Origin of the sequence: Desulfobacula sp. (genome assembly GCF_030611305.1) — a bacterium.
GTDB lineage: Bacteria > Desulfobacterota > Desulfobacteria > Desulfobacterales > Desulfobacteraceae > Desulfobacula.
Genome location: NZ_JAUWQB010000001.1, coordinates 19,507 through 45,281, shown reverse-complemented (window position 1 = coordinate 45,281; position 25,775 = coordinate 19,507). Strand labels below are relative to the sequence as shown.

Genomic DNA, 25,775 nt, shown 5'->3' with positions numbered 1-25,775 from the left:
CGTTTTTAATATATCTGGGTGTGTTATAGTTTTCTCATAATTTAGGTTGTTAAATGTTGCTAAGGTCCGAAAGCCCCAGTTCAAAAAGTTTTTCTGCTGTTGGATAGCCGGTTTCGGGATTCCACCCTCGTAATTGATAGAATTCATCCCGCATTTTTTTGAAGACTTCCCGGTCCAAGGTTTGGCCTTTACGGCTCAAAATGGTATCACCTTCGCCGGGTACAAGCACATCGGGGTTCATAAAAACGGATTGAACCGGATCAGTGAAATTGAATTCCGCAACCGTATCATCTGTTTTTGGGTCCCAGCCTTCCCGCAAAAGAATGGCACGCTGTTGATTAAAAATAATTTCACCAAATTTGTGCAGAGCATTCTCATCCAGATCTTTTCCGGTTACTGCATTAAATATGCGGGCCTCCAAGGTTGTATCGCCCACTTTATCTTCCGTATGGTTTGAAAACATCAATGGCCAGCAGGAATCACACAGGCCCAGGCTGTCCTTAACATAGGTACGATCTATGATACGTGAGGCAGCTATGGCTTTGCCTTCATGGGTATTCAGGTCCCAGGCCTTGTCATGGCACCAGAATTTGGCTGCAGCAGCTCGGTACACATCCGCAGAAACCGGTGTTGATCCGGGATATTGCAAGTTCATGACCCAGTAACCGATAATCCTGCTGATCTCATGCAGCATGGCAATGGGCTGCCGGGGTTCAAAGGCATACAGCAAACCGTTCATCAAATATTCTCTTGCCGAATAGGTGGCGCCATCGCCAACGCCTGCAACTTCATTGGCAAAAAGTTTTTGGGCTTCTGTGCCGAGGGTTTCTCCAGCCCTCAAGAGTCCTTCAGCCAGAAGATCACCAAATCCCTGTCGATAAGCGATCATATTACAGAGATTTTCAAAAAACTCCCACTCCCCCAGTTTGTCAATTTCAAGACCGGTCTGGGAGTCGTTCAGATAACCTGCCTCGTAACCGGCGCTGATCCACTGGACGATATTGGCCATCTCCATGGTACACAAAGATAGATCGTTGCAAAGTCCCGTTGCATCCAGAGCAGTTTCGGCTGGCTCCCCCGGACGTCCCATCACCCATGGAAAGTATACAAATATGGATTGGCACTTTCTAACAACCTCCTTATTCGATTTGGTTTTAAAGGTGGATCGCATGATACAGTCCAGACCACACTGGAAACAAGACGCCTTGCCTTTACGGGAAATCTGATCCGGTGGGTATGGATTGAATGTTGTATCACGCTGATTTAATTTTATTGTCAAATGATTAAGCTCTTTTAACGCCTCAGGATCACTTACCAGAGGAGATTGAGTGCCTATCACAGCGATGGCTTTTAAATTTTTAGCACCCAAAACCGCTCCAAAACCACCGGTTGCACTACCCTCATTATCCGTCATCAGATTGGCATTGCGGCACAGGTTCATCCCGGCCGGACCAGTGGTAATGAAATGTGTGTTTTTACCATGTTTTTGTTTTAAATACTCCCCCACCCGCTTAACCCCCTCAAAATGAATTTCGGCTGCATCTTGAAGAGTTGCTTTTCCATCTGAAATGAATAAATAAACAGGGCGATTAGCTTTTCCGAATACCATCAGTCCATCAAAGCCGGCTCTTTTTAATGCAGGCCCCCAATATCCGCCCATATTGCCGTAGCAAAAGCCTTCCGGCATCAACATAGGTGATTTACCCACAACTTCAAACCGTGATGCGCCTTGAGCACCTGTTGCCGTCAATGGACCTGTCATGAAAATCAAATGATTTTCCGGATCAAAGGCCTTTGCCATGACAGGGACATATTCCCAATAAAGGCGGGTAGCGATTCCTCGTCCGCCTAAAAACCGATCCGCATACGGATGAGTGTCAATTTCTGTGATGGTTTCTGAGGAAAGGTCGACTCTTAAAATTTTTCCCCACCAACCGTAGCTTGAAGAATTCAAAACATCTCCTTTTTTCTACATACCATATAATGCTGCCAATATACTTCTTACTACCGTTACCTTAGCCCTGTGAGATGCAATTCCCTTTTCATTGACCACTGCAAAATCTAAACTTGAAAAGGGTAAGGATTTGGACGGCAAAAAGGAACGATTTTAATTCATTCAGGCCGGGCCCGGAACTGTCCGGCCTGAACGGAACAGGTTGTAAGATTTACTTTTTATGCCACGAACCATCTGGATTTTGGAAAAATTCTCCCGGTTTTGCCCTTTCGGCCTTTCGTTTGGCCTGGACTTTTTCAACTACATTCAGCGAGGTGTTCTGCTGTTTTGCAAAATGGCTGTAGATCATTTTTCTATCTTTATTATCAGCTGCGATAACCCCTTCGTGGACCCTTGTGTCAGTGACAAATCCAAGATAGCCTTTGTTGTCTTCTCCAATAATACCTTTTGCTTTTAAATCGGCAATCACGGGGAGTCGCTGTTTCATTCTCTCTTTAATTCCATCGGCAAGAGCAAACTGGGACGAAACAACCAGACACACGATTATCAAAACATGTATTTTAAAAACATTGCGTATATTCATACTTCCTCCTATTCTTTTATTTTGTCTTCAGCGTCTTCAAGATCATCAAAAAAGTCATCAAGGGCTTTTTCAACCCTGATATTTACATCAATGGTGATATGGATAGGTTTTATTTCAACAGGCTTTACTTCAACTTGATGGCTTGACTGGCAGCCTGCAAAAATAAAAAGAATAAGGAACAATACGATGAAAAATAAATTTCTGGTCATCTGCTCTCCTTTATTAATTTAAGATTGATTTTAATTTATTACCAAATTTCATCACTTCATTAAAGGGAAGTTTTAAATTCACATCAAGTTTTATTCCCTGAAAGTGTGATCCCGGACTTGACGCATCCACCCTGACAAATCCTCCCAGCTCTTTCCGGTACTCAAAGGGCAGGAGTTTAGAAGGTTTTCCATCAAGCTCCATATTCACATAAAGGATGTCTTCAAAGGTGTTGAATATTAATTTTGCCCATTTGTAATCAAAATCCCTTAACGCTTCCTGGGCAAGATCAAGTTGTGCAAACTGCGGATCATCCATTGGGATACCTGCGGTTATCATGTCTGAATTTTCAATAACAATTTTTCCACCGCTGCCCGGGGTTGAAAACAAGAATCCATTGTCAAACGAAATATTGCCCTCAGAATAAATCACGGGAATCCGGCCGTTCAATGTGCCGGTTCCTTCAGAATGAAACGCCCCCATCTGTTTTAAGAGTTGTGCCAGTTCCAACCGATCACAATAGAGGTTCAGAGAATACGTATTATTGTCTTGAGGGAACCGGATGGATTCCGTTGAAACAAGTCCGTTGCACCACTTAAACCGTATATTTTCGACAAGAAGGGTTCTGGCATCTTCTATGCTGAATCGAACTTTTGCATCATCTATTTTGATTTTATTTACTTTAATTGCATCAATCGTTAAAATCTGCCCAGGAACACTTTCCAGCACCAGCAGATCATTAAAATCGACTGTGGTGTTGATCCCGGACACGCTGAAATTAACATCCGGCATCGAGATTCCCCCATTATTTATCTTAATCCGCATGGAAGTTTTTAGTTGATGATTAATATAACTGGCCTGCCCTTTAGCAGAAACGGTCACCTCAATATCTGCGGCTTGAAGTTTTTGCGGGATCAATTTTTCAATATCTGCATAATTTAATTTGACAGGATTTGTTTTAAAATCCAGAGATGCACGAAGCCCTTTTTCAAACCCGATGATTGATTTAAACTGGGCTTTTAAATCCGGCAGTGTTTTAAAGGTTGCCCCCCCGGTGATCTGGAATTCTTTTGAACCTGTTTGAAGAATTTTACCATTTGTGCTGAAGTTATATTGATTATTGTATGAAATATTCGGGACAGAATACTTTCCATATAATTTGCTTTTGGTATTCGGATAAGAAACCGGGATTTCAATGTTAATGCCTGCAGCTTTTGTCTTAAATTCCGAGGATGTTATTTTTCCGTCAGAAGCTTTTAATATCATGCCAAGGGACGGCCTGTTGTTTTTGTTGAGACGGAACCACCCTGAAACACCTGCAAGAGGAAATGATGACGCCATTGACTCTGATTTTATACTGATGTTATTTGCAGTTAATGCCCATTTTAAGTTCAATCCTTTTCCGCGATCGGTAAAATCTGCGACAATATCCGAGGTTATTTTTGTATCGCCAAAAAGAAGAACCTCTTTTTGATTTTCAATACGGCCTTCTTTCAAACCCAGGGTTATTTTCCCTTTGCTTTTTGACGAAGTACCGCTGAACCGGGCATTAAATGTTACTGGATGCAGCGAATGAATTATGCCAAAGGTGCCGCTGGCGCTTATCTTCTGATGGTCTATCAGAAGAGTCGTGGACAAATCTTGAATGGCCGCCTCAATAGGTTGAACAAACCCGATTTGAGAAACATTTATGTTCCATTTTTTTTGAGGTGAAGATGTTTCCAGAATGAAATCAACCGGTCCCTTTAATTGTATCTTTTGGGTTTTTTTTGAAAGAAACGGGTCAATATGCCCTAAATCAAAGGATTCCCCTTCAATCTTTAAGAACTCTATGCCCTTATTCATGTCATAAGTGACAAGGGTGCTGATTTTTTCTCCAAAAGGATACACCAGGGTCCGGGCGACTATTTTTCCATTCTTTGAGCTGATGGTAGATAACACATCAAAAGGAATTAAAAATTCATCATCCACTGTACGTAAGATTATTTTACCATTCTGCAAGACAACTTTTTCAGGTAAAAAGAACAGATCAGACAAATCAGGTTGCCCGATTTTATCTTTTGATGTCTTGGGAAATTCCAATCCCTGAATTTTAATTTGATTATTTTCATCAAGGCTCGCATGAACACTTAATCCTGATATGGTCACCTTACTAAGATGAATAGACGGCAACTTTTTAATATCATAATCAATATTTATCGAATCAATTGAAATCCCTTTATTGACACGAATTTTGGAAACAAATGTATTGAAAAGCCCTATCTTTTGGATATCAAACTCAACATCATTTGGATTTAAAAATTGAGGCAGTCTCTTTTCGATCTGTGACTCCACAATACCGGGAAGACTGATGAACGCCAAAAGGCAGACAAGCGTAAAAACCAGACAAAGCCAGACGATTATTTTTATGAATTTTTTAAAAAGCATTTTGAACATTCCGAATGATTCATTTTTCTTTTTGAGTTCTTCTTAGATGATGGACTATTGACGGCTAAAATGATAAATAGACAGGAACTAAAAAAAGGAGGCTGTTGCCAAAAAATGGAAAGATTTTTTGTTATTGCTGTTTCCGCTGCTATTGGAACTGCTTTTTTCTTATGGTTTTCCCGGGCTGTTAAAAAGCAATCTATGCGCGACTACATCATGTCACACCAATGGCTTTTGCACCCGAACTCAATCTGCTACTGGCGAACAGCCATGGCTGCCTTTGGATTTATCCTCTACTTTTTTACCCCTTATCAATCCGTTGCTATATTTATATTTACCTTTTCAGCAATCCTTGATGGGGCTGACGGTGTTGTGGCAAGAGGATGCAATCTTTCGTCCCTCTGGGGAGAATGGCTGGATCCCATGTGTGATAAATTGACCTATTTGCCGCCATTGATTGGATTTGCCTATGCAGGAATTATATCAATAGAATTGATATGGGTCCTTGTGACCATTGAATTTGTGGGCCAGTTTTTTGCCCGGCGGATTTTGACCTGGATCAAATTCTCCGGGGCTGCCAATAATTTTGGAAAAATAAAGGCCATCATCTGCTTTGGCCTTGTTATTTTATGTGCATTGATGGATAAAAACCCGGAATTCATAAACATTACCGATGAAGTGCTCATCGCCTGCATTGTACTTTCTTCCGCATCTGTGGTCTTTAAATTTATTCCCAACCGGCTCTATGCAGATATCCTTTCCGTGCTTAATTTTGGTTGTGGTGTAACCAGCCTTATCCTGACCCATCATCATCATTTTGCCTGGGCAATTTGTATCATCATCACCGGGCAGTTGTTTGACTTGTTTGATGGACGAATGGCTCTAAAGCATGGCGGAACCAAATATGGTCCTTATCTGGATGATATTGCTGATTTTGTCAGCTTTGGACTGGCGCCAGCCTATGTGATTGTGCAAATAGGCGGTTCACTGGCATGGGTTGTCGGTGGTGTCTTTATTATCGGGGTTGCTTTTCGCCTCATCCGGTTTATTGCGATGGATAAAACCCGGACCGACCTGCCTGAAGGTATATTCAACGGGCTTCCAAGTCCTGCGGGAGCGTTGATCGTTCTGGGTGCATCTCTTATTGCAACTCCGGGCATATTGTGGGGACTGACCAGTGTCTCTGTCAGCTTAATGGTGAGTCATATTCGTTTTGTCCATTTTGGACGGGTGATCCTCAAGCAGATCCCTAAACCCGTATTTTTTCTGATCAGTTCAGCAATTATCCTTATACTTTCTTTTATTTTCAAAACAAAAAATGCCGAGATGTTTGGATATCTGATTCTGGGGTCTGTTCTTGTCTATATGATTGCAGGCAGAAGGTGGATACGCCAATAGTGACCCCTTTGAAATATTTCTGCCATCTCCGTTAAGACCAGACAACCTCACGATAAGCCTCTGGGTCAGTATCTCCCTCTGTCGAAAATAGTAATATTTTAGAATTGCCCGTTATGCACAGGTCATCTTTTAAATTGCCATGCCGCTTATTGGAAAATAGTTCGTAAACCAGTCCAAGAGTTACAGCACCAGACTCACCTGATATAATAGCCTGGTCACCGGCCAAAGGGTTTCCAAGAACCCTCATTCCCCGCCGAGCCACATCATCTGAACATTTAATAAAAGCACTTGCAGCAGCGTTTAGTATTCGCAACCCTATATGGCTGGGCTCACCACAAGCAAGACCAGCCATAATAGTCGGCAAATCACCCTTCACCTTAAAAGGCTCACCATCACACAATTTAATCGACTCATAGAGACAGGGTGCACCGTGAGGTTCAACTATTACAAATATTGGTGTCGTTTTATTAGTGAAACTGCATAAGCAGGCTAAAATGGCCGCAGCAAAAGACCCGACACCCGCTTGTAAAAAAACATGTGTTGGCCATATTTCTTGTGCCTGGTAAAGAAATTCAGTTATCAACGTGAAATAACCTTGCATAATATGTATCGGTACTTCCCCGTACCCGGCCCATGAGGTATCCTGTAACAAAATCCACCCGTTCTCTTTTGCCATCTTTTCAGCATAAATAACCGTATCATCGAAATTTTGATTTACAATTGATGCCGTAGCTCCAAATTGCTTTATTGCTTTTAAGCGTGCTAAAGAGGAACCTTTAGGCAGATACACAACAGCTTTGCAGCCAAATTTTTCCGCTGTCCAGGCGACGGCCCTGCCATGGTTACCATCTGTTGCAGTAGCAAATATGATTTTTTTAAATTTAAATTGCTCAGACACGATTCTTTCAAAGGTCAATTCATCGTTACTCAAATTCAATTTATTTCCCAGAACCTTAGCGATAGCATAACTTGCACCTAAAACCTTAAATGCATTTAAATCAAAGCGCTGGCTTTCATCTTTGATGAGCAGTTCGTCAATTCCAAGTTTATCCGCAAGTGAAGATAACCGGATAAGCGGTGTCGGCTTATAGTCGGGCAGGCTTTTATGGAAATTAACAACACGCATGGCTATCTTGTCATTAGCAAAATCAAATAATGACGGATCATACTTGTGTTGTATGTCATTCAAATGACAGGAAATATTTCGACCATTCATTGTAAATCCTTATTGTCTAAGAGTTTGTTATAGCTGTTTGTGCCACTTTTTCTATGAATTCAGCCCATGCTGATTTTTTCCATATATATATGTTCAATATTGACCTCGGTATAGGGTTCACCATAGACAGAAAAGCCCAGCTTTTTGTAAAAACCTACGGCATGTTTTTGAGCACCAAGATAGACTCTTTCCATATCTCTATTTTCTGCCTCTTTAACTAATGATAGAACCATTTTTGCACCCAATCCCTGTCCCCGATATTCTCTAAGCACTGCCAATCTGCCAATATGTCCATCATTCAGCATGCGGCCTGTGCCCGCATAATTTTCATTGCAGATGCTCAACACATGAACAGCATCACGGTCTTGACCATCAAAATCCATATCCGGGTCAATATGCTGCTCATCCGTGAATACGGCATTCCTTATATTCTTAATCCTGAGAGCATATTGCTCATCAAACTTAATAACGATCGTTTCTATCATTTCCCTCATCTAACCTTATTCGCTATGTAATTTTTCTATTTTGGTATCTTCACAAAATCATCATCATAGTTGCCTTGCTCGGCAGTAGGATGACAGGCAATGCAGTTGGATGGGGAACCAATTGATTGCCTGCTGAAAATATTCGAATCCAACTCGTGGTGTTTTTCTTGTATGTAAGGCGTTTTTGTTATTCGTAACGGCGTTTTTTCTCCAAGGCTTTTCAAAATCTTTCTTGCTCTTTTTGCAGATGAATTCTCGGCAGCAGTTGATTGAAGGTATTCATTAATAATATTTTTTGATTCTTGATCTAATGAAACTTCTTCTCCAAAATGAGCGGGTAAGTTAGAAAGAATTTTCCCCCAGGACCCGGCCGGCAGCAGGCCTGGTTGATAAGCGAAATGGCAGGCCCCACATTCCTGTTTGAATGTTTCATTGTTTACAGGCGTAAGATATTTGCTTTCATGATCATCATCATGATCGTCGTCATCGAAAATTTTCTCGTACCATTTTTTTGGGTCCTTGTGGTTGTCATCATCTGCAAAGGCAACAGAAAATGGAAGCAGGAACAGAAGGAAACAACCGATTAAAACCAGAACCATTTTTTTTGATTCTTTCATGCACATCCTCCCATATCTTCATTTCATGCCTCATATTTTCGTTACAGGCTCACTCGTGCCACGTAAACAGCACCTTCAGACGAGCCACCGGTTAGAGGATTATCAAACTCAATGGTGTGCGACTCAGCGCTTTCAAAAACCATAGCCAAAAGGTCGGTAAAAGATTCCTCCGGGAAACCATCTGCCCAGAGACCAAACACCCCGCCAGGTTTCAAATGCTGTGCAAGCTCCTCAAGCCCTTCCTCAGTATAGAAACGCGTGTTTGTTTGGTGTAATACGTTCGTCGGAGTGTGATCTATATCTAAAAGAATGGCATCATGTTTATTTGCAGGATACTCCGGATCAAAGCTTTTCGACACGTCTCGGGACAGGGCAAAAAAATCGGCATGCACCAGTCGACAGCGAGGATCTCCCGTCAACACCTTGCCCAGCGGGACAAGCCCGTTTTGATGCCACTCGATCACCCCCTCTAAATACTCCACAACAACGAGCGATGTTACACGCTTATCTTCCAATGCGGAAACAGCTGTGTACCCAAGCCCGAGGCCACCGACTACAACGTCGAGGTCTTTTTTATCCAACCCGCCAAGCCCAAGCTTGGAAAGCTGAACCTCTGCCTCATGAAACAAGCTGGTCATCAGAAAATACTCTCCAAGCTTGACCTCATAAATATCAAGCCCCCCGAGTTGAATCAAACGGCGACGGCGCAACATCAAGTCTCCGATAGGCGTTGGTCGAAAATCTAATTCCTCGTACATCAAACTCATTTTACCAACTTTTTTTGCGCATTGACTGAATCAAAAACATACCGAATACGGCGTAAGATATCATTCTTATTCATTATTTCAGGCTAATCCCGTTTTTTTTCAACTCTAAAATCCCCTTTTTGTACAATCCTCCAACCGCTCTTTTAAATTCTTTTTTGCTCATGGAGAAAACCCTTTTGATATCTTCAGGAGAGCTTTTATCATGACAGGGTATAAATCCTCCGGCCTCTTTTAAAATATTTACAATTTTGTGGGTAGATCCTTTCACAGACATATACCCTGGTTTTTTCAAAGTCAGGTCAATTTTTTTATCTTCACGGAGCCGCATGATATAGCCTGTACACGTATCTCCAATTGACAGATCCTGATAAATTTCGTTGAGATACAGCATACCAAAGTATCGATTGTCTATTACGCTCATAATACCAATTTTGGTAATAGAATGGATAATAAGATCGACCTGTTGGCCTACTTTAAGGTCCTTAATATTTTTATCGCAATTCGCAGATATTTGAGTTGTGCCACACACTCGCTGTGTCTCGTTATCCAAACAGATCTTTGTCAGATATTTTTTTCCGGGCACCATTCTGTCCTGCTGCTCATTTTTGGGCACCAGCAAGTCTTTTTCAAGCCCCCACTCCATAAATGTTCCAAATGGAGCCGCATCTTTTGCTTTAAGAAAAACAAAATCTCCAACAATACCGGCAGGCTTTAAAGTGGTAGCAACCAACCGATCCTCAGAGTCGGTGTATACAAACACTTCAAGAGTATCACCAATAATTAGATCGTCAGAAACGTATTTATTGGGAAGCAGAATCCTGCCCTCATCATAACTTAAATACAAACCAAAATCAGACCTGCTTTCAATAACCAGATAATTATATCTTCCAATTTTAAACTCATTTTTTTTAAAGTTCTTCCACGCATTTTTAGTGTCTGACATTGGCCTTACCTCTCTGTAAATTTATCCAGCCATCATACCACCATACTAAAGAATATACCGCCACACGTCCATCACCTTCCTTTGAACGCTAAGCTATTTTTTTGAGGTATGGCTCCTGCTGATCTTTTCAGCACATGAAACACAGAATGCCGCCTCAGGAGTGATCAGCAGTCTTTCTTTTCCAGGGCTAAGGCACAGCTCCGCCCTTTCGATTACTATATCACTGGTCAAGATATTTGTGAGAAAGCAATTTTTTGTGCCCCTTCATCTATATAAGAGGATATTGGAAAAATCAATCGGGGCAAACCCCTATTTTCTATAAAATTGTATTTTTAACATTCACCGTAAGGTACATGTCCCCTTTTATTCCATCTGGAACGGATTTCCCCATTCCGGAAAGCCTTAATCTGGTTCCGTGTTTCACCCCTGAAGGGATTTTAACCTTGTACAGGGGTTTATAAAATCCCCAGGGAATCGTCACTGTTTTATTTGTGCCGGCAATGGCCTCAATAGATGTAATATCAATATTTCCATAAAGATCAGGGCTGTCCGCCTTGCCGGATGCAACAATCATTTGAAGTCTTGGGGTGCGCTTTTTAGCGGTAAATTGACTGATCTTCTGCTTTGTGCCTGTTTTTGGCAGTTTTTTGTTCAGCTTGACTAATACGAGCCCAGCTATAAATCCCCCGATATGTGCCCACCAGGCAATACCCGATCCGGCGCTTGCGCCTGCTGCATTTAAAAACTGAATAAAAAACCAGACCCCGAGAAAAATAAATGCCGGTATTTCAATAAACAAGGGTATGATAATGATGGGAATAACAGTTAAAATCCGTGATTTTGGAAACAAGAGGAAATAAGCGCCCATGACACCGGCAATCGCCCCACTGGCACCAATGGTCGGCACCATGGATACGGGATTTAAAAAAAAGTGGGACAATCCTGAAATGATGCCGCAAATCAAATAAAACCCTAAGAATCTTAACGAACCGAAATGTTCTTCGACATTGTCTCCAAAAATATACAGGGTCCACATATTCCCAATGAAATGTAAAAACCCGCCATGCAGAAACATATATGAAAAAATGGAAAACAACTGATTGCCTGTTGAAAAATGCCTCGACATTTCATGTACCGTATATTTGGCCGGAACCAACCCGTAAGAATAAAAAAAGACCTCATTATCTAATCCGGTTTGAATTTGCAGGATAAATACCAGCAGGTTAATTCCCATGAGAATATAAGTCACGACAGGAATACAATTGGAGGGTTGAGTATCTCGAATGGGTATCATTGCACCATCCTCAATATATGATCTTTTTCAAGATGTTGTTTAAACCGTTTTAAAATCTCCATGACAACATCTTCAATGGTACACCTGTCATCCTTCATCCTGACGGAACAATCTTTTAAAAGGGGTTGATTTTCCATGTCAAATCCCACACGCTGTCTAACATATTCCAGCAGTGTAAAATAGAGCATGTGGATATTGTGAGGTTCAAGTTTTGCAATAAATGTTCTGGTCTTCAGCGGCAAATCGTCACACAGCAAATCAATGGACTCTTCCAGGGTTTGAGGAAAATCCTCTTTAACAGGACAGGAAGGTATATATTTTCTCATACCCCTATCCTTCCGCGTATCTAAAAAGAGAAGATAGAGCGTGGCTTCGAGAATCGTTTTGACATCCATGTAAATCCCGGGATGATGGCTCAATCTGGGACCTGCTACATTCAAAGTTTGAACTTCCTTTTCCATTATAAAGGATTTTAAAATAATAGATGCTTCAAACTCTTCTGTGTTTAACAAATCAATATAACAATTCGGCCTGCCGACAAATTCTGCAAAACTTTGGGTAAGCTTTGATCCCCCGGTAAGTCTACCACGGGAAATAATCACGGTACCATGGGAATCAACGATATTCTGCTCTGTTCTGGCCCTGTAATCACCCGTATCCATTTCATTCAATTGATATTTCATTGGCAATGGTCCTTTTTCCGTTCTGCGACCTTTTGGAAGCCATCCGCCATGTTCAATATTGAATTTAATGGCAACGTCAAGTGCTGCCCTGTCTGCACCTGTCTGTCCGCCTGAAATGATTTTTTTCAACATTTTAACCGTATCACCGCCTTTAAAAAAAAATCCTTTTATATCATATCAGTAAGGGGTATAACTTCAATACTATTTTATCATTTAAAATAATTTAACCTGATTAAATTAAAATAAGGATCTATGAACATACCTTCTAGAACAGAATGTTTTAAACTGATAAAAAAAATAGAGATGATGGATCATATTATCGACCACTCTATCATGGTTTCCAATATTGCATTGTTTATATGTCTAAAGCTTAAAAAACATTCTCCCGATCTTGATATCCGGTTAACAACTTCTGCAGCGTTGCTTCACGATATAACAAAAACCAGAAGCTTTGATACAAAAGAGTCCCATCCCGAAACCGGCGGCCTGATGTTAACCCGATTGGGATATCCCGAAGTAGGTAATATCATACGTCAGCATGTCATTCTGGATTCTTATGAAAACGATTCCCCTGTTTCGGAGCAGGAAATAGTTAATTATTCCGATAAAAGAGTATTACATGATAAGGTGGTGCCGTTGAAAAAAAGACTTGAATACATCAAATTACGATACGGAACCAGGAAAGAATTTAAAGACCGTATTCAGATGATGTGGGCAAACACATTGGACCTGGAAAATAAAATTTTTTGCCGCCTCGATATAACCCCCGGCCAATTATCTGAATGCATGACACAAGAAATTAAAATGGGAGATTATAATGGGAATGGGCCGGAAAACATTTAGTACTCATACCGCCTGTCAAAATCTAAAACGTCTTTCAAAAACCTTTGAGGACAAAAAATTCCATTTAAAAAATTTAATTCAAAATAAGGACAGACTTGAAAATTTTTCATTAAAACTGGAGGAGTTTTTCTATGATTTTTCCAAACAAAGAATAGATGATATTCTGCTCAATGAATTGTTGGACCTTGCCAGAGAAACCGGAGCAAAAGATTCTTTTTCAAAAATGATGTCGGGCAAAATCGTTAATGTAATTGAAAATAGAGCCGCCCTTCATACTGCCGCAAGAGATTTTACCCATGGCCCCGTCCTATTGGATGATCTGGATGTTATTTCGGAAATCAACCGTGTGAACAAACAGATAAAATATTTTTCCCAAAAAGTTCATAATAATGACTTGAAAGGTTCTACGGGGCGATCTTTTACCGATGCGATTATCATCGGAATCGGCGGTTCTTATCTTGGGTGCGAATTTGTTTATACTGCATTAAAACATACTATTGAGCCGGTTATTAATCTTCATTTTCTACCCAATGTAGATATTGACAATTTTGGGCAGGTCATCAAAGCCATTGACCCTGAAACTTGCCTTTGGATTGTTATTTCAAAATCATATACCACAACCGAAACCATGGCCAATCTTAACCAGGCCCTGTTATTTTTAAAAAACAATCACCTTGATCCTTTAAAACATCTTGTGACGGTTACTGCGAAAGGCAGCCCTGGGGATGATCCCTCAAGCTCGGGTTTAGGTGCTTTTCATATGTTTGATTTTATTGGAGGAAGGTATTCTGTGACCTCTGCAGTCGGAGGTCTCCCCTTAAGTCTTGCCTTTGGATTTGATATTTTCAGCCGTTTCCTGAAAGGCTGTCATGATATGGACTTACATGCTTTAAACGCCCCGGAGAAAAAAAATATCCCTTTGACAGCAGCTTTGATCAGCATATGGAATTCCAATTTTTTACAGTATCCGGCTCAGGCCATTATTCCCTATTCCAGTGCCTTGTCCAAACTTGTGCCTCATATACAGCAGCTATCTATGGAAAGCCTTGGAAAAGGAGTAACATCTGACGGTAAAATTACAGATCATAAGACCGGAGTTATCATTTTTGGTGAGCCCGGGACCAATGCACAGCACTCATTTTTCCAGCTTGCCCATCAGGGAAGTCCGTTTCCCATAGAATTTATCGGGGTTGTAAAACCGATTTATAATAAGGACCAGGCTAAATCAAAAGGGGTTTACAATCACCAGGAATTATGGGCCAATATGATTGCACAGGCTAATGCCCTGGCGATGGGAAGGGATAATGATAACAAGGCAAAATATTTTACAGGAAACAGGCCCTCTTCCACCATCCTCATCAATGACCTGACACCTGAAAGCATTGGTTTGCTCCTGGCTTTCTATGAAGCAAGAACCATATATGAAGGGTTTATACTCGGTGTAAATCCTTTTGATCAGTTCGGTGTGGAACTGGGCAAAGTTCTTGCGACCGATATCAGGGGTCAAATAAAAAGAAAAAATATTGATGAAACCTATGATTTTAGTTCCCTTGATCCTGCATCAAAATTTTATCTTGATACCCTGTTTAAAGGATCATTATAAAAACTTATAAATTACACTGCCCCAGGTAAGGCCGGCACCAAGACCCGTTAAAATAACGATATCACCGGATTTACCGATACGTCCCTGTTCCATGGCTTCATGAAGTGCAAGCGGAATACTTGCTGCAGTGGTATTTCCATATTTCTGAATATTATGGAAAATTTTATCATCATCTAATTTTAAAAACTGCCCCAGGGCTTGATTGATTCTCATATTGGCCTGGTGCGGGATAATCAAATCAATTTCATCAAGACTGATTTGTGCTTTTTCAAGGGATTCCTTTATAACCTTGGGCAGCATTCTAACCGCTTTTTTAAAAATAGCCGGGCCATCCATAACAGGATAGTATCTTGCATCATCAAGTGGTACATCCGGCGGCATCCGCAAAGGAAGTCTTGATGCAGGAAGTTCAGTCATTAATGCCTCGGCAAAATTGCCATCTGCATGAAGAGCTGAAGCAAGTACTCCTGCCGTTTCATCGGTTTCAACTCCTTCAATGCACACGGCTGCTGCCCCATCACCAAATATAACCGTAACATCCCGCCCCCTGGTTGATTTATCAAGACCTGAAGAGTGTACTTCTGCACCAACCAGAAGAATTTTATTGGCAAGGCCTGTTTTTATATAGGCATCTGCTGTGGCAAGGCCGTAAAGAAATCCTGTACACTGCTGTCTGATATCTAATGCAGGAGTTGAGTTGAGCCCCAGTTTTGCCTGGAGCAGACATCCTGAGCCTGGAAACATAATATCAGGACTTAGCGTAGCAAATATAATAAAATCAAGATCTTCAGGTGTCCATCCGGCATTGTCCAAAGCTTTTTTGGAAGCTTCAAACCCTAAATCAGATGAACCGGTTACCCCCTCCGAATCGATCCAGTATCTTTGCTCAATCCCCGTCCTTTGTCTTATCCATTCATCCGAGGTGTCTAATATTTCTTCAAGATCATGGTTGGTAATGACGTTGGGCGGTACAAACATCCCACTACTTTTTATGATGCTTTTTTTCATTGAAATTTCCTTAATTAAGAATTATCAGATTGATAAATATTCTATTCTGCTATTGTATGCACGTTTTATAGTATTAATTTTTGAATTAGGCAAGAACCTTAAACAAAATTAAAATTGAAGATATGCTTGCAGCAATATGATCGACACTTATTAATTTTGCGTTATTATCCTTTACTTAACCTATATTTTTACATATAAATTAAACTCGTATGTGTTTTAAAAGCGTATTCCATGATGCTTTTAAAAAATAATTAATATTTAAAGGAGGTAACATGAAAAAGCTTGCTTGTTTAGTGGTTGTGGCCTTTGCCTTTGCCATGATGTTTTCTACATCAGCATATAGTGCAAGAAAAACGATTATCAAAATTGGTATTAATGCCCCCATGACCGGAGACATTCCAAAGGTGGGTGAAGGGACTAAATTTGCTGCCATGTTGTGGCTTGAAGACATTGAAAAAGCCGGTGGACTTGAAGTTGGCGGTAAAAAATATGATGTTGAACTTGTTATTGAAGATAATGAGGCAAAAGCAGAATCAGCAGTAAAAGCAAATATGAAAATGATTAGCCAGGATGATGTTCTTGCCATCGTTGGTCCCCAGTCTTCCAAACAGGCGATTCCTGCCGGTGAAGTTGCCAATAAATATAAAACCGTTATGATCAGCCCCTGGTCTACCAATCCAAGCACAACACTTGACAGACCATATGTATTTCGCGGCTGCTTCCTTGATCCTTTTCAGGGTCCTGTTATAGCCAACTTTATTACTGATGAATTTGGGTTTACAAAAGCTGCTGTTCTTTATGATGTTGCCTCTGACTACCCAAAAGGATTGGCTGAAGTGTTTAAAGCAGCATGGGAGAAAAAACATGGCGCAGGATCTGTTGTTGCTTATCAAAGCTTTACGACAAAAGACACGGATTTTTCTTCTCAGTTAACTCAGATTGTTAGATCAGGTGCCGAAGTTCTTTTTACTCCCCAGTATTACAATGAAGTTCCCCTTATCGTTCGACAGGCAAAGGAACTTGGATGGAAAGGCCCCATCGTTGGATCTGACTCCTGGGGGTCTGCTGAAACTGTAGAATTATGCGGTGAAGCATGTTACGGACTATATTTTTCATCACACTATGCAGCGGCAGGTGCCAAAGGAGCAACAAAAACATTTATTGACAGATATACCGCCAATTTCGGCTATGTTCCCGATGATGTTGCAGCCTTAACCTGGGATGCACTTCGTCTTACCCAGCAGGCTATTCAGGATGCCGGTAAAATTACCGGTAAAATTGAAAAAGACAGAGTAGCTGTTAAAAATGCCCTGGCCAACATCAAGAATTTTTCCGGTATTACAGGAAATATGACGTTTACCCCTGAAGGTGACCCAATCAAATGTGCTGTTATCGTAAAAATCAATGATAGCGGCGAATATGAATTTTACAAATCCAGTTGTCCATAAATTTAAGCCAAATGGTATCGTTTAAGTAATCATATGACTGCCATGCAACTTGTGTGCATGGCAGTCATAACTCTATAGAACAGGAGCTGGTGAATGGAAGCTTTGATAGAATTAGGTCAATTTATTCTTCAAAACCTGATAAATGCACTCCAGAGAGGCAGTTTTTATGCAGTGATATCCATTGGTTATTCAATGGTATACGGTGTTTTAATGCTCTTTAATTTTGCCCATGGCGATATTTTTATGGTGGCCACATATATCGGCTTTGGGATTGCAACACTCTTCCTTGCATTGTTTACAGGGTTTCTACCCGGTCCCCTTATCTTCCTTGCCACAGTCGTTGTTACCATGTTTCTGGCATCCTGGGTCGGCGTTTTTGTTGAAGTTGCAGGATACAGACCTTTAAGATCCGCACCCCGTGCATCAGCAGCCATTACAGGTTTGATGATCGGCATTATCTTTGAGACCGGTATTTTAATCTTGCTGGGTGCTAAAAGATTGAATTTTCCACCATTGATGGAATCTATTTCCTACAATGTCGGTGGTATCTATTTTACGAATGTAAAAGTGATGATTATTATCATATCACTTCTTTTAATGGTTGCCCTTCATACATTCATCCAGAAAACAAAATGGGGAATGGCCATGAGGGCAATGTCATATGATTTTCTTGCCGTTCCATTGATGGGGGTATCCATAAATATTATTGCACCCTTAACTTTTGCAGTGGGTGCAGGCCTGGCCGCAGTTGCCGGAATTCTTTATGGACAAGCCTATCCGATTCTGGATCCTTATATGGGTGTCATCCTTGGATGGAAGGCATTTGTTGCGGCTATTCTTGGTGGCAGGGGCTCCATTAAGGGCGCAGCTCTTGCCGGATACCTTATAGGATTTATCGAGATATTTGTTGCAACGATTTTCCCGTCAACCTTAAGGGATCTTATTGCCTATTCCATTATTCTTCTTATCCTGACATTCAGACCCAGGGGATTCTTTGGCATGGAACACAGCACAAAATTAAGGCTTTAATTCTTTAACTTCAACAAATACAGGAAAGTTACATGGAAATAGCAAGAAAATTTAAAAATATGTTTTCTACAGTGCCGATGCTGGGATGGCTGTTGGGTGTATTTACCGCCGTACTCATCGAATATTACTGGGGCTATGATTATATCTCATACTATCTTGGCTTACCCAAGATACCGGTTTTATTCGGCGCTCTGATTGTGCTTAAGGATCCAATGATGATACCCGGTGTGATTGGGTATGATCTTATCGTTTATGTTATTCCGATTCTTTTGATTGCAAAGGCAAGCATTTTTTTCACCAATCCGATGGCAGCCATCCTGGAAACAACACCTCTGTGGATGTCAGCCATTATTCATTTGATTTTTTTCTATGGCGTGCTTCATCTATGGGCTGGAATCAATGATTACAGGGTACTTGTTGTTAAGCTGACTCTGATTTCCATCATATTAACCATCAGTATCAATGTGATTAATGGGTACCAGGGAGAATTTTCCTGTTCCCATCCCGGATTCATGGCTATAGGAGCCTATATTTCCTCAATCATAACACTATATTTTTTTGTTAATGACAAAACCTTTGGTGCCGCTGTTTTATCCCAGGGCCTGGGTCCCTGGCTATTTCCCTTTGCTCTTATAGTAGGTGGCATTGGAGCATCACTTGCTTCGCTGCTGGTAGCGATCCCTTCTTTTAGAACCAGGGGGGATTATCTGGCCATTATCTCCCTTGCATTTATGTTTATTATAAAGAGTGCTATTGAAAACCTCAATGTCATTGGCGGGGCCAGGGGAATGGGAGGGCAGCCCGATTATGCGCCCCTGCCCATCATCTTCATCTGGACCATGCTTTGCATCTGGGTGGTCCACAATTTTGTCACCTCTATCATGGGAAAAGCATTAAATGCTGTTCGAGACGATGAGGCTGCCTCGGAATCCATGACAGTTAAAACCCGGAAAACAAAAATGACCGCCTTTATGTTCGGAGCATTCTGGGCAGGCATTGCAGGGGGATTGTTTGCCCATGTACTGGCCTATATCAATCCGGGTATGTTCAGCATAAACAGACTTGCCGAAATACTTGCCATGGTTTATTTTGGCGGTCTTAATTCTATTATTGGTTCCATTGTCGGGGCTGTCAGTATCAATGTTTTGGGCGAAGCCTTAAGGCCGCTTGAACTCTTTAAATGGATTATTATTCCTTTAATTTTAATTTTGGTAATGATTTTCCGTCCTTACGGCCTGATTTCCTTTAAAGAAATCAACGCCAAAAAACTCTTAAGAGCCAAACATAAAAGAGAACAAGGAGCTTAAAACCCATGTCTGCTTTGCTCAATGTAAATAAAATGACACATTATTTTGGTGGTCTTAGAGCTGTATATAATTATAATCTAAATATCGAACCCCTGCAGATCACAGGACTTATCGGCCCTAACGGTGCAGGAAAGACAACCATATTTAATTTAATTACAGGCGTCTATACGCCGACAGAAGGCTCCATTACCCTTGAAAACGAGAATATCAAAGGGCTTGAAACCAATGAAATTGCTGCCAAAGGGCTGGGCCGAACATTTCAAAACCTTGCGTTGTGGCGACACATGAATGTTCTGGATCATATTAAAATGGCCCATTATTCACAATTATCCTATGGGCTGATCGGATCATTTTTCAATACCTCAAAATGCAGACAGCAGGAAACCCAGATTGAAGAAAATTCCTATCACCTGCTTGAATTATTTGATATCAAACAGCATGCAGATCAAATAGTTACTAACTTGCCTTATGGGGCACAAAGACGGGTAGAAATGGCAAGGGCCATGGCAACCAACCCGAAGATTCTTTTCCTTGATGAACCCACCGCAGGGATGACACCGGATGAACTGCTTCAAATGATAAAAATTATCCGCCAGGTCCATAAGGATTTTAAAGTGGCCATCTTTCTGATTGAACACAGGATGAAATTTGTAATGGAATTGTGCCAGCATATCCAGACCCTGGTATTTGGAGAACTCATTGCAGAGGGACCACCCGAAGAAATTCAGAATAATCCCCAGGTTATTGAGGCTTATCTTGGCAAGGAGGATCTTACCTGATGCAGCTAAAAGTTAAAAATTTAAAAGTTTCTTACGGAAATATCAAGGCGCTTCACGGAATTGACTTTAGTGTTGAAGCGGGTGAAATTCTAACCATTATCGGTGCCAATGGTGCCGGGAAAAGCACTACTTTAAGGGCAATTTCCAGGATGATTCCAGCTGAGCCTGGATCTGTTCTTGAGTTTGAAGGAGAAGATCTTCTTAAATACAGTACGGATAAAGTTGTCTCAAAATTAGGCATATCTCATGTACCCGAAGGAAGGAGAGTCTTTGGAAACCTTACGGTAACAGAAAATCTTGCCCTTGCCTGCTTTGCCAGAAAAGACACTGATCAGATCAACAAGGACAAAAAATGGGTGTTTGATCTGTTTCCAAGGCTTAATGAGCGAAAAGACCAGCTTGCAGGGACTCTGTCCGGTGGTGAGCAGCAGATGCTGGCTGTTGGAAGAGGTTACATGAGCGGTCGCAAAATCATGCTCTTAGATGAGCCCTCCATGGGGTTGGCCCCGATTCTCATGATGGAAATGTTTGATGCGTTAAGAGAAATCAATAAGCTAGGTACCACAATTTTGCTGGTTGAACAGAACGCCCGGCTTGCCTTGAAATTCGCCCAGAGGGGTTATGTAATAGAGAATGGTTCTCTTGTCCTTAAAGGGCCTTCAGATGAATTGCTCAATAACCCGGATGTTAAAAAGGCGTACCTGGGGGCTTAAACCAAACCGATAAAAAGCCTTGCCAAAACTTTCCATCAAGGCTTTTGCTCTTTTTTCATTTTAGGGCTTTTGCAATGGGATGCCCCATTTTTTCATGTATTTCCACACCGAGGTTCGGCTTTTTTGAATTCGTCGACCCACTTCTGCCTTATTCCAATTACACTCTTCGAGCAATTTTACAAGATCCAATTTTGTTAGCTTTGCAACCTTATCTGTACTATATGATCTGGTTTGGGTCAGATTCGTAATAGGAGGAATGCTTTTCATGTGCCCCTGGTTTTCTCTGATCTCCACAGGCAGATCTTTGAGTTCAATCCGATTTGAATTACAAATCACAAATGCATGTTCAATGGCATTTTCAAGTTCCCTTATATTTCCGGGCCATGAATGTTCCATCAATCGTTTCATCCCTTGTGTATCAACCTTTCCTATGGATTTATTCTCTCTTTTATTCCCTTTTTTAATAAAATGTCTGACAAGTATTGGGATGTCTTCACGGCGTTTTCTTAAGGATGGAACATTAATGGGGAAAACCTTTAATCGATAAAACAGATCTTCTCTGAAATTACCCTGCTGAGTCAAGTCATAAAGGTTTTTATGGGTCGCGGCAATAATTCTGATATCTATCTTTCTTTTCTTTGAGTCCCCTACCCTTTCAATCTCTCTTTCCTGTAGGACTCTTAGCAGTTTTATCTGCATATATGGGGTCAATTCTCCAATTTCATCAAGAAAAACAGTCCCTCCGTCCGCCTCCTCAAATCTGCCTTTTCGATCTTTGTGAGCCCCTGTAAAGGCCCCTTTAACATGTCCGAATAGTTCGCTTTCAAGCAAGGTTTCAGAAAGGGCGGAACAATTCACCGTAATCAAAGGGCTTGAGGAACCGGCACCTGTATAATGAATGGCCTTGGCAACCAGTTCTTTTCCCGTCCCGCTTTCACCCTGGATCAGCACTGTGGCCCGACTGTTTGCTACAGCCTGTATGGCATCAAACACATTCTGCATTACAGCACTTTTCCCGATAATACTCCCAAGCCGGTAAGTTTTTTTAAGTTTCCCTTGAGCCTCTTCAGCGGTTTTTTTAATTTTTTTTAATTCGGTCAGATCTGTAATGGTTTCAACAATTCCCAAGATCTGATCATTTTCATCCCGGGCAAGCCTTGCGTTTTTTATTACGGCAATACTGTGTCCGTCCTTATGCTTAATAAAACATTCTTTAGCTTCTGTTTTTCCATGCTTGATTACACCGCATTTATTAATATTGGCCGGGCACTCTTTACCGAAACACCGGCTGCATTCAATCAAACTACAGGTATTGCCGACAGCCTCCTGTTCAGAATAGCCCGTGATTTTTCCCATTGATTTGTTCCAGGATGTAATTATGCCCTGGTCATCCAGAGTGAAAAGACCTTCTGCCATCGTATCAAGAATCTGGTTTAAAAAACTAACATTCCATAATTGATGGGTTTCCATATCTTATCCTTTTGTGTAACACATTTTGTCCTAACCACAAAGAATAGGTAACGTTACTATTATAGTCAATACCAGGAAAATTTTTAAACACTATGAGTTATCCTCAGGCATCTTTTTTTGAATTTTTTTCTTGTCTGTCACCTGACAGGCATCTCTCATTCAGGTGGATATCCCCATTTTAGGCAGGATATAGACTTGTACCAGGATATAAATTCCCAGGAAGAGAAAAACATAAATCATTTCTTTCATATGTACCTCATGGTTACGGGTTAATTACATAATTACCAAAGTATATTAAAGCAAGGGTTGTGCCATCTATATATTTCTATTGAATATAACTTATATATGATATGGTCTTTGTCAAAAAAACGTTACAGACCGAAACCGTTTCGATAAAGTAACGTTCCTTTTTTTTTAACCAAAACCACCAGAAACAATAAATTCAGGTGCTCTCTATTATTATGTTCTTTATTTTCAATATATTACAACATATTACACTGCCGGAAAAACATATATGGCATACTTTTTGACTATACTAATTTTTAGAATCGCCACTTTATCAAATCATCTATGGAGGTTAACTAAAAATGGGTATAGATCAATTCCAGGAAACTTTAAAAAATGGTGTTACACTTATGGATTTTAATGCAACCTGGTGCGCTCCTTGTAAGGCACAGGAACCTGTCATCAAAAAGCTGATTAACACGTATCAGAACCGTGCATCTATTATTGAAATTAATATTGATGAACACAGAGCCTTAGCAACAAAATATATGGTCCAAAGTATTCCTACCTTAATCCTTTTTAAGGATGGCAAAGAGATTAAACGGTTCGTTGGTCTTCAATCCGAAAACACCATTGTAAAGAGCCTGGACGACGCATTATAAAAATTGAATCATTAAAAAAATGGAGGTTTGAAATGGGTAAATGTGTCAATCATCCTGATCGAGAAACCGGTTATATCTGCATGAAACATAACATTTATTTTTGCGAAGATTGTATGGAATGCCGTGATCCTGATATATATTGCAAGTTCAGACCCTCCTGCCCGATTCATTTTATTACAAAAAAAGGTTTTGAATCTTCAGAGGACGTTCCTGATAAAGAAGAATGTATCGTCACTTTTCAACCAGGGGGAAAAAAAGTTGCCGTTACCCCGGGGACAAATTTATTGGAAGCCTCTCAAAAAACCGATATCTATATCAATGCCTCCTGCAATGGTAAGGGATCATGTGGGAAATGCAAACTGATCATAGAATCCGGTAAGGCAGACTCTGAAAAAACATCCCTTTTAAGTGAAAAAGAAAATGAAAGGGGATATGTCCTTGCCTGTCAATCAAAAATTTTTGAAAATATCATAGTCAAAATACCTGAAGAGACAATCGAAAAAAAATTAAAAGCGGCCGGAATGGGAGAGACTGCCACAAAAAAACTTTCAGGCCTTGTGGAAAAAATTGAACCCATCGTCGAAAAAGTTCCCCTGCAGCTTGATTTGCCGACCATGGAAGATACTGTCAGTGATTTTGACCGGCTGAAACGACAGCTTAAAAAATTTGGATATGATACGTCCAAAATGAGCAGCAATATCAGAGTAATGCGTCAGCTGACAGAGTCTGTAAGGAATGATGAATGGAAGGTTATTGCTTCCTTACTATGGAAAAAATGCTCTTCGGAAATTGTTGATGTCAGCCCGGCCAAGGATCAAAAAAAATCATTCGGCATGGCTGTGGATCTGGGAACGACCTCTATCGTTGTCTACATTGTGGATATGTCTGATGGTGCCATACTGAGTACTGCATCAGGTCATAATCGTCAGGCAGCATGTGGTGACGATGTCATCAATCGCATTGTCTGTTCTGAAAAAGATGGTGTAAAAAAATTAAAAAAGATGGCCATCTCTACTATCAATGATCTGACAAAACAGGCCATCAGTTCAATTAATGCAGATCATAAACAGATTGAGAGCATTGTTATATCCGGCAATACAACCATGATCCATCTATTGCTGGGAATCAATGCAAAGTATATTAGAAGAGAACCCTATATCCCGACAGTTTCTGAATTCCCCATTATTAAAGCCGGGGAAATCGGATTAAAGGCAGCATATTATGCCGGTGTTTTTGTTATGCCCGGACCTGCCAGCTATGTTGGCGGGGATATTGTGTCGGGTGTACTATATACAGGGTTCAATCAGTTTGAAGATCTTACCCTTTTTATTGATATTGGAACAAATGGAGAAATTGTCCTGGGTAATAATGAATTTCTCATGACGGCAGCCTGCTCCGCAGGTCCTGCCTTTGAAGGAGGAGGTATCAGATGGGGCATGCGTGCAGAAGACGGTGCCATTGAAAAGATTACTATAGACTCGAAAACGTTTGAGCCTGACTATTTGACTGTAGAAAACAAGCCGGCAAGGGGAATTTGCGGATCAGGAATGATTGATCTTTTATCTGAAATGCTTTTAAAGAAAGTCATTGGTCAGGATGGTAAATTTCAGATTGATACAAATCACCCGCGATTTGTCCTTTTCAATGAAGAACCCGCATTTATTATTGAATATGCAGACAATATTGACTCAGAAGAAGATATTATTTTTACCCAGTCAGACATTAAGAGTTTGATTCTAAGCAAAGCTGCCATCTATGCAGGATTCAGCATCCTTCTTGATCAGGTTGGAATGGATTTTTCTTCCATCAGCCAGATGATTATCACCGGCGGTTTTGGCCAATACCTAAATATCGAAAAGGCAATAACCATAGGATTGCTCCCGGATATTGAAAGAGAAAAATTTAAATATATGGGAAACAGTTCCATTGCCGGTGCTTATATGGCATTGCTTTCCAATACTTATCGACAGCAGGCTATTGCGATTTCAAATACAATGACATATCTTGATTTTTCAAGTAATAATGCCTTTATGGAAGAGTTCACAAGAGCCCAGTTTCTACCCCATACCGATGCAAATTTATTTCCAAGCGTTCACACAGATTAAAACACAAAG

General features: G+C 40.7%; 23 protein-coding genes. 10 read left to right on the top strand and 13 right to left on the bottom strand.

The window, feature by feature from the left end; all coding sequences use genetic code 11:
- Positions 1–49 precede the first annotated feature (49 nt).
- The 4 genes from QAI40_RS00220 to QAI40_RS00205 all read right to left on the bottom strand — a co-directional run bounded on the left by QAI40_RS00220 (position 50) and on the right by QAI40_RS00205 (position 5,171).
- A complete protein-coding gene (locus tag QAI40_RS00220) occupies positions 50–1,954 on the bottom strand; it encodes an aldehyde ferredoxin oxidoreductase N-terminal domain-containing protein (RefSeq protein WP_299977388.1) in 1,905 nt (634 codons plus the stop codon).
- Between the two features lie 211 nt (positions 1,955–2,165).
- A complete protein-coding gene (locus QAI40_RS00215) occupies positions 2,166–2,537 on the bottom strand; it encodes a YdbL family protein (RefSeq protein ID WP_299977385.1) in 372 nt (123 codons plus the stop codon).
- A gap of 8 nt (positions 2,538–2,545) precedes the next feature.
- Positions 2,546–2,746, bottom strand: coding sequence for a YnbE family lipoprotein (locus QAI40_RS00210; RefSeq protein WP_304511418.1), 201 nt, complete (start codon positions 2,744–2,746; stop codon positions 2,546–2,548).
- Between the two features lie 13 nt (positions 2,747–2,759).
- Entirely contained in the window at positions 2,760–5,171 is a 2,412-nt protein-coding gene (locus tag QAI40_RS00205; RefSeq protein WP_299981200.1) for an intermembrane phospholipid transport protein YdbH family protein, read from the bottom strand.
- Positions 5,172–5,285: 114 nt separating this feature from the next.
- Between QAI40_RS00205 and QAI40_RS00200 the strand changes: the two genes are divergently transcribed.
- Positions 5,286–6,569, top strand: coding sequence for a CDP-alcohol phosphatidyltransferase family protein (locus tag QAI40_RS00200; RefSeq protein ID WP_299981202.1), 1,284 nt, complete (start codon positions 5,286–5,288; stop codon positions 6,567–6,569).
- A gap of 31 nt (positions 6,570–6,600) precedes the next feature.
- Here QAI40_RS00200 and QAI40_RS00195 read toward each other — a convergent pair whose 3' ends face one another.
- The 7 genes from QAI40_RS00195 to QAI40_RS00165 all read right to left on the bottom strand — a co-directional run bounded on the left by QAI40_RS00195 (position 6,601) and on the right by QAI40_RS00165 (position 12,706).
- Entirely contained in the window at positions 6,601–7,785 is a 1,185-nt protein-coding gene (locus QAI40_RS00195; protein WP_299981204.1) for a diaminopropionate ammonia-lyase, read from the bottom strand.
- 59 nt (positions 7,786–7,844) lie between these two features.
- The gene (locus tag QAI40_RS00190) at positions 7,845–8,270 is read right to left on the bottom strand and encodes a GNAT family N-acetyltransferase (RefSeq protein WP_299981206.1); all 426 of its coding nucleotides are present in this window, start codon (positions 8,268–8,270) and stop codon (positions 7,845–7,847) included.
- A 35-nt stretch (positions 8,271–8,305) separates the two neighbouring features.
- Entirely contained in the window at positions 8,306–8,887 is a 582-nt protein-coding gene (locus QAI40_RS00185) for a diheme cytochrome c (protein WP_299981208.1), read from the bottom strand.
- 41 nt (positions 8,888–8,928) lie between these two features.
- A complete protein-coding gene (locus tag QAI40_RS00180; protein WP_299981210.1) occupies positions 8,929–9,654 on the bottom strand; it encodes a spermidine synthase in 726 nt (241 codons plus the stop codon).
- Positions 9,655–9,727: 73 nt separating this feature from the next.
- Entirely contained in the window at positions 9,728–10,597 is an 870-nt protein-coding gene (locus QAI40_RS00175; protein ID WP_299981212.1) for a CvfB family protein, read from the bottom strand.
- Between the two features lie 316 nt (positions 10,598–10,913).
- Positions 10,914–11,891 (bottom strand): rhomboid family intramembrane serine protease, encoded by a 978-nt coding sequence (locus tag QAI40_RS00170; RefSeq protein WP_299981213.1) that lies wholly within the window; start codon positions 11,889–11,891, stop codon positions 10,914–10,916.
- Entirely contained in the window at positions 11,888–12,706 is an 819-nt protein-coding gene (locus QAI40_RS00165; protein WP_299981215.1) for a putative molybdenum carrier protein, read from the bottom strand. The genes QAI40_RS00170 and QAI40_RS00165 overlap by 4 nt, the downstream gene beginning before the upstream one ends.
- Before the next feature lie 120 nt (positions 12,707–12,826).
- Here QAI40_RS00165 and QAI40_RS00160 point away from each other — a divergent pair, with 120 nt between their 5' ends.
- Both QAI40_RS00160 and pgi read left to right on the top strand, forming a co-directional pair.
- Positions 12,827–13,417: an HDIG domain-containing metalloprotein gene (locus QAI40_RS00160; protein WP_299981217.1), complete on the top strand. Its 591-nt coding sequence runs from the start codon at positions 12,827–12,829 to the stop codon at positions 13,415–13,417.
- Positions 13,398–15,020 carry a glucose-6-phosphate isomerase gene (pgi, locus tag QAI40_RS00155; protein WP_299981219.1) on the top strand — a complete coding sequence of 541 codons (1,623 nt, stop codon included), beginning with the start codon at positions 13,398–13,400 and terminating at the stop codon, positions 15,018–15,020. Before QAI40_RS00160 ends, pgi begins: the two co-directional genes overlap by 20 nt.
- Here the strand turns inward: pgi and QAI40_RS00150 are convergent.
- Positions 15,015–16,028 (bottom strand): 3-oxoacyl-ACP synthase III family protein, encoded by a 1,014-nt coding sequence (locus QAI40_RS00150; RefSeq protein ID WP_299981221.1) that lies wholly within the window; start codon positions 16,026–16,028, stop codon positions 15,015–15,017. The genes pgi and QAI40_RS00150 overlap by 6 nt on opposite strands.
- Before the next feature lie 272 nt (positions 16,029–16,300).
- On the opposite strand from QAI40_RS00150, the gene QAI40_RS00145 reads away from it, so the two are divergent.
- The 5 genes from QAI40_RS00145 (at position 16,301) to QAI40_RS00125 (ending at position 21,304) form a co-directional block, all read left to right on the top strand.
- Positions 16,301–17,476, top strand: a complete 1,176-nt coding sequence (locus QAI40_RS00145; protein ID WP_299981223.1) for an ABC transporter substrate-binding protein — start codon at positions 16,301–16,303, stop codon at positions 17,474–17,476.
- Between the two features lie 93 nt (positions 17,477–17,569).
- Positions 17,570–18,505: a branched-chain amino acid ABC transporter permease gene (locus tag QAI40_RS00140; RefSeq protein WP_291347141.1), complete on the top strand. Its 936-nt coding sequence runs from the start codon at positions 17,570–17,572 to the stop codon at positions 18,503–18,505.
- 32 nt (positions 18,506–18,537) lie between these two features.
- A complete protein-coding gene (locus QAI40_RS00135; RefSeq protein WP_299981227.1) occupies positions 18,538–19,812 on the top strand; it encodes a branched-chain amino acid ABC transporter permease in 1,275 nt (424 codons plus the stop codon).
- Between the two features lie 5 nt (positions 19,813–19,817).
- Positions 19,818–20,591: an ABC transporter ATP-binding protein gene (locus tag QAI40_RS00130; RefSeq protein ID WP_299981229.1), complete on the top strand. Its 774-nt coding sequence runs from the start codon at positions 19,818–19,820 to the stop codon at positions 20,589–20,591.
- Positions 20,591–21,304 carry an ABC transporter ATP-binding protein gene (locus tag QAI40_RS00125; RefSeq protein WP_299981231.1) on the top strand — a complete coding sequence of 238 codons (714 nt, stop codon included), beginning with the start codon at positions 20,591–20,593 and terminating at the stop codon, positions 21,302–21,304. The genes QAI40_RS00130 and QAI40_RS00125 overlap by 1 nt, the downstream gene beginning before the upstream one ends.
- A gap of 60 nt (positions 21,305–21,364) precedes the next feature.
- Here QAI40_RS00125 and QAI40_RS00120 read toward each other — a convergent pair whose 3' ends face one another.
- Complete coding sequence (locus QAI40_RS00120; protein ID WP_299981233.1) at positions 21,365–22,774, bottom strand: sigma-54 interaction domain-containing protein; 1,410 nt, start codon at positions 22,772–22,774, stop codon at positions 21,365–21,367.
- 587 nt (positions 22,775–23,361) lie between these two features.
- Between QAI40_RS00120 and QAI40_RS00115 the strand changes: the two genes are divergently transcribed.
- Together QAI40_RS00115 and QAI40_RS00110 are read left to right on the top strand one after the other, a co-directional pair.
- The gene (locus QAI40_RS00115) at positions 23,362–23,661 is read left to right on the top strand and encodes a thioredoxin family protein (RefSeq protein WP_299981235.1); all 300 of its coding nucleotides are present in this window, start codon (positions 23,362–23,364) and stop codon (positions 23,659–23,661) included.
- 32 nt (positions 23,662–23,693) lie between these two features.
- On the top strand, positions 23,694–25,766 hold the full coding sequence (locus tag QAI40_RS00110; protein ID WP_299981237.1) for an ASKHA domain-containing protein: 2,073 nt from the start codon (positions 23,694–23,696) through the stop codon (positions 25,764–25,766).
- Positions 25,767–25,775 lie beyond the last annotated feature (9 nt).

Coding starts and splice junctions, on each gene's coding strand:
- QAI40_RS00210 (WP_304511418.1), bottom strand. CDS start 2,746: ATGACCAGAAATTTATTTTTCATCGTATTGTTCCTTATTCTTTTTATT.
- QAI40_RS00125 (WP_299981231.1), top strand. CDS start 20,591: ATGCAGCTAAAAGTTAAAAATTTAAAAGTTTCTTACGGAAATATCAAG.
- QAI40_RS00150 (WP_299981221.1), bottom strand. CDS start 16,028: ATGAAAAAAAGCATCATAAAAAGTAGTGGGATGTTTGTACCGCCCAAC.
- QAI40_RS00170 (WP_299981213.1), bottom strand. CDS start 11,891: ATGATACCCATTCGAGATACTCAACCCTCCAATTGTATTCCTGTCGTG.
- QAI40_RS00110 (WP_299981237.1), top strand. CDS start 23,694: ATGGGTAAATGTGTCAATCATCCTGATCGAGAAACCGGTTATATCTGC.
- QAI40_RS00205 (WP_299981200.1), bottom strand. CDS start 5,171: ATGCTTTTTAAAAAATTCATAAAAATAATCGTCTGGCTTTGTCTGGTT.
- pgi (WP_299981219.1), top strand. CDS start 13,398: ATGGGCCGGAAAACATTTAGTACTCATACCGCCTGTCAAAATCTAAAA.
- QAI40_RS00145 (WP_299981223.1), top strand. CDS start 16,301: ATGAAAAAGCTTGCTTGTTTAGTGGTTGTGGCCTTTGCCTTTGCCATG.
- QAI40_RS00175 (WP_299981212.1), bottom strand. CDS start 10,597: ATGTCAGACACTAAAAATGCGTGGAAGAACTTTAAAAAAAATGAGTTT.
- QAI40_RS00165 (WP_299981215.1), bottom strand. CDS start 12,706: ATGTTGAAAAAAATCATTTCAGGCGGACAGACAGGTGCAGACAGGGCA.
- QAI40_RS00180 (WP_299981210.1), bottom strand. CDS start 9,654: ATGAGTTTGATGTACGAGGAATTAGATTTTCGACCAACGCCTATCGGA.
- QAI40_RS00135 (WP_299981227.1), top strand. CDS start 18,538: ATGGAAATAGCAAGAAAATTTAAAAATATGTTTTCTACAGTGCCGATG.
- QAI40_RS00190 (WP_299981206.1), bottom strand. CDS start 8,270: ATGATAGAAACGATCGTTATTAAGTTTGATGAGCAATATGCTCTCAGG.
- QAI40_RS00195 (WP_299981204.1), bottom strand. CDS start 7,785: ATGAATGGTCGAAATATTTCCTGTCATTTGAATGACATACAACACAAG.
- QAI40_RS00115 (WP_299981235.1), top strand. CDS start 23,362: ATGGGTATAGATCAATTCCAGGAAACTTTAAAAAATGGTGTTACACTT.
- QAI40_RS00185 (WP_299981208.1), bottom strand. CDS start 8,887: ATGAAAGAATCAAAAAAAATGGTTCTGGTTTTAATCGGTTGTTTCCTT.
- QAI40_RS00120 (WP_299981233.1), bottom strand. CDS start 22,774: ATGGAAACCCATCAATTATGGAATGTTAGTTTTTTAAACCAGATTCTT.
- QAI40_RS00215 (WP_299977385.1), bottom strand. CDS start 2,537: ATGAATATACGCAATGTTTTTAAAATACATGTTTTGATAATCGTGTGT.
- QAI40_RS00200 (WP_299981202.1), top strand. CDS start 5,286: ATGGAAAGATTTTTTGTTATTGCTGTTTCCGCTGCTATTGGAACTGCT.
- QAI40_RS00140 (WP_291347141.1), top strand. CDS start 17,570: ATGGAAGCTTTGATAGAATTAGGTCAATTTATTCTTCAAAACCTGATA.
- QAI40_RS00160 (WP_299981217.1), top strand. CDS start 12,827: ATGAACATACCTTCTAGAACAGAATGTTTTAAACTGATAAAAAAAATA.
- QAI40_RS00130 (WP_299981229.1), top strand. CDS start 19,818: ATGTCTGCTTTGCTCAATGTAAATAAAATGACACATTATTTTGGTGGT.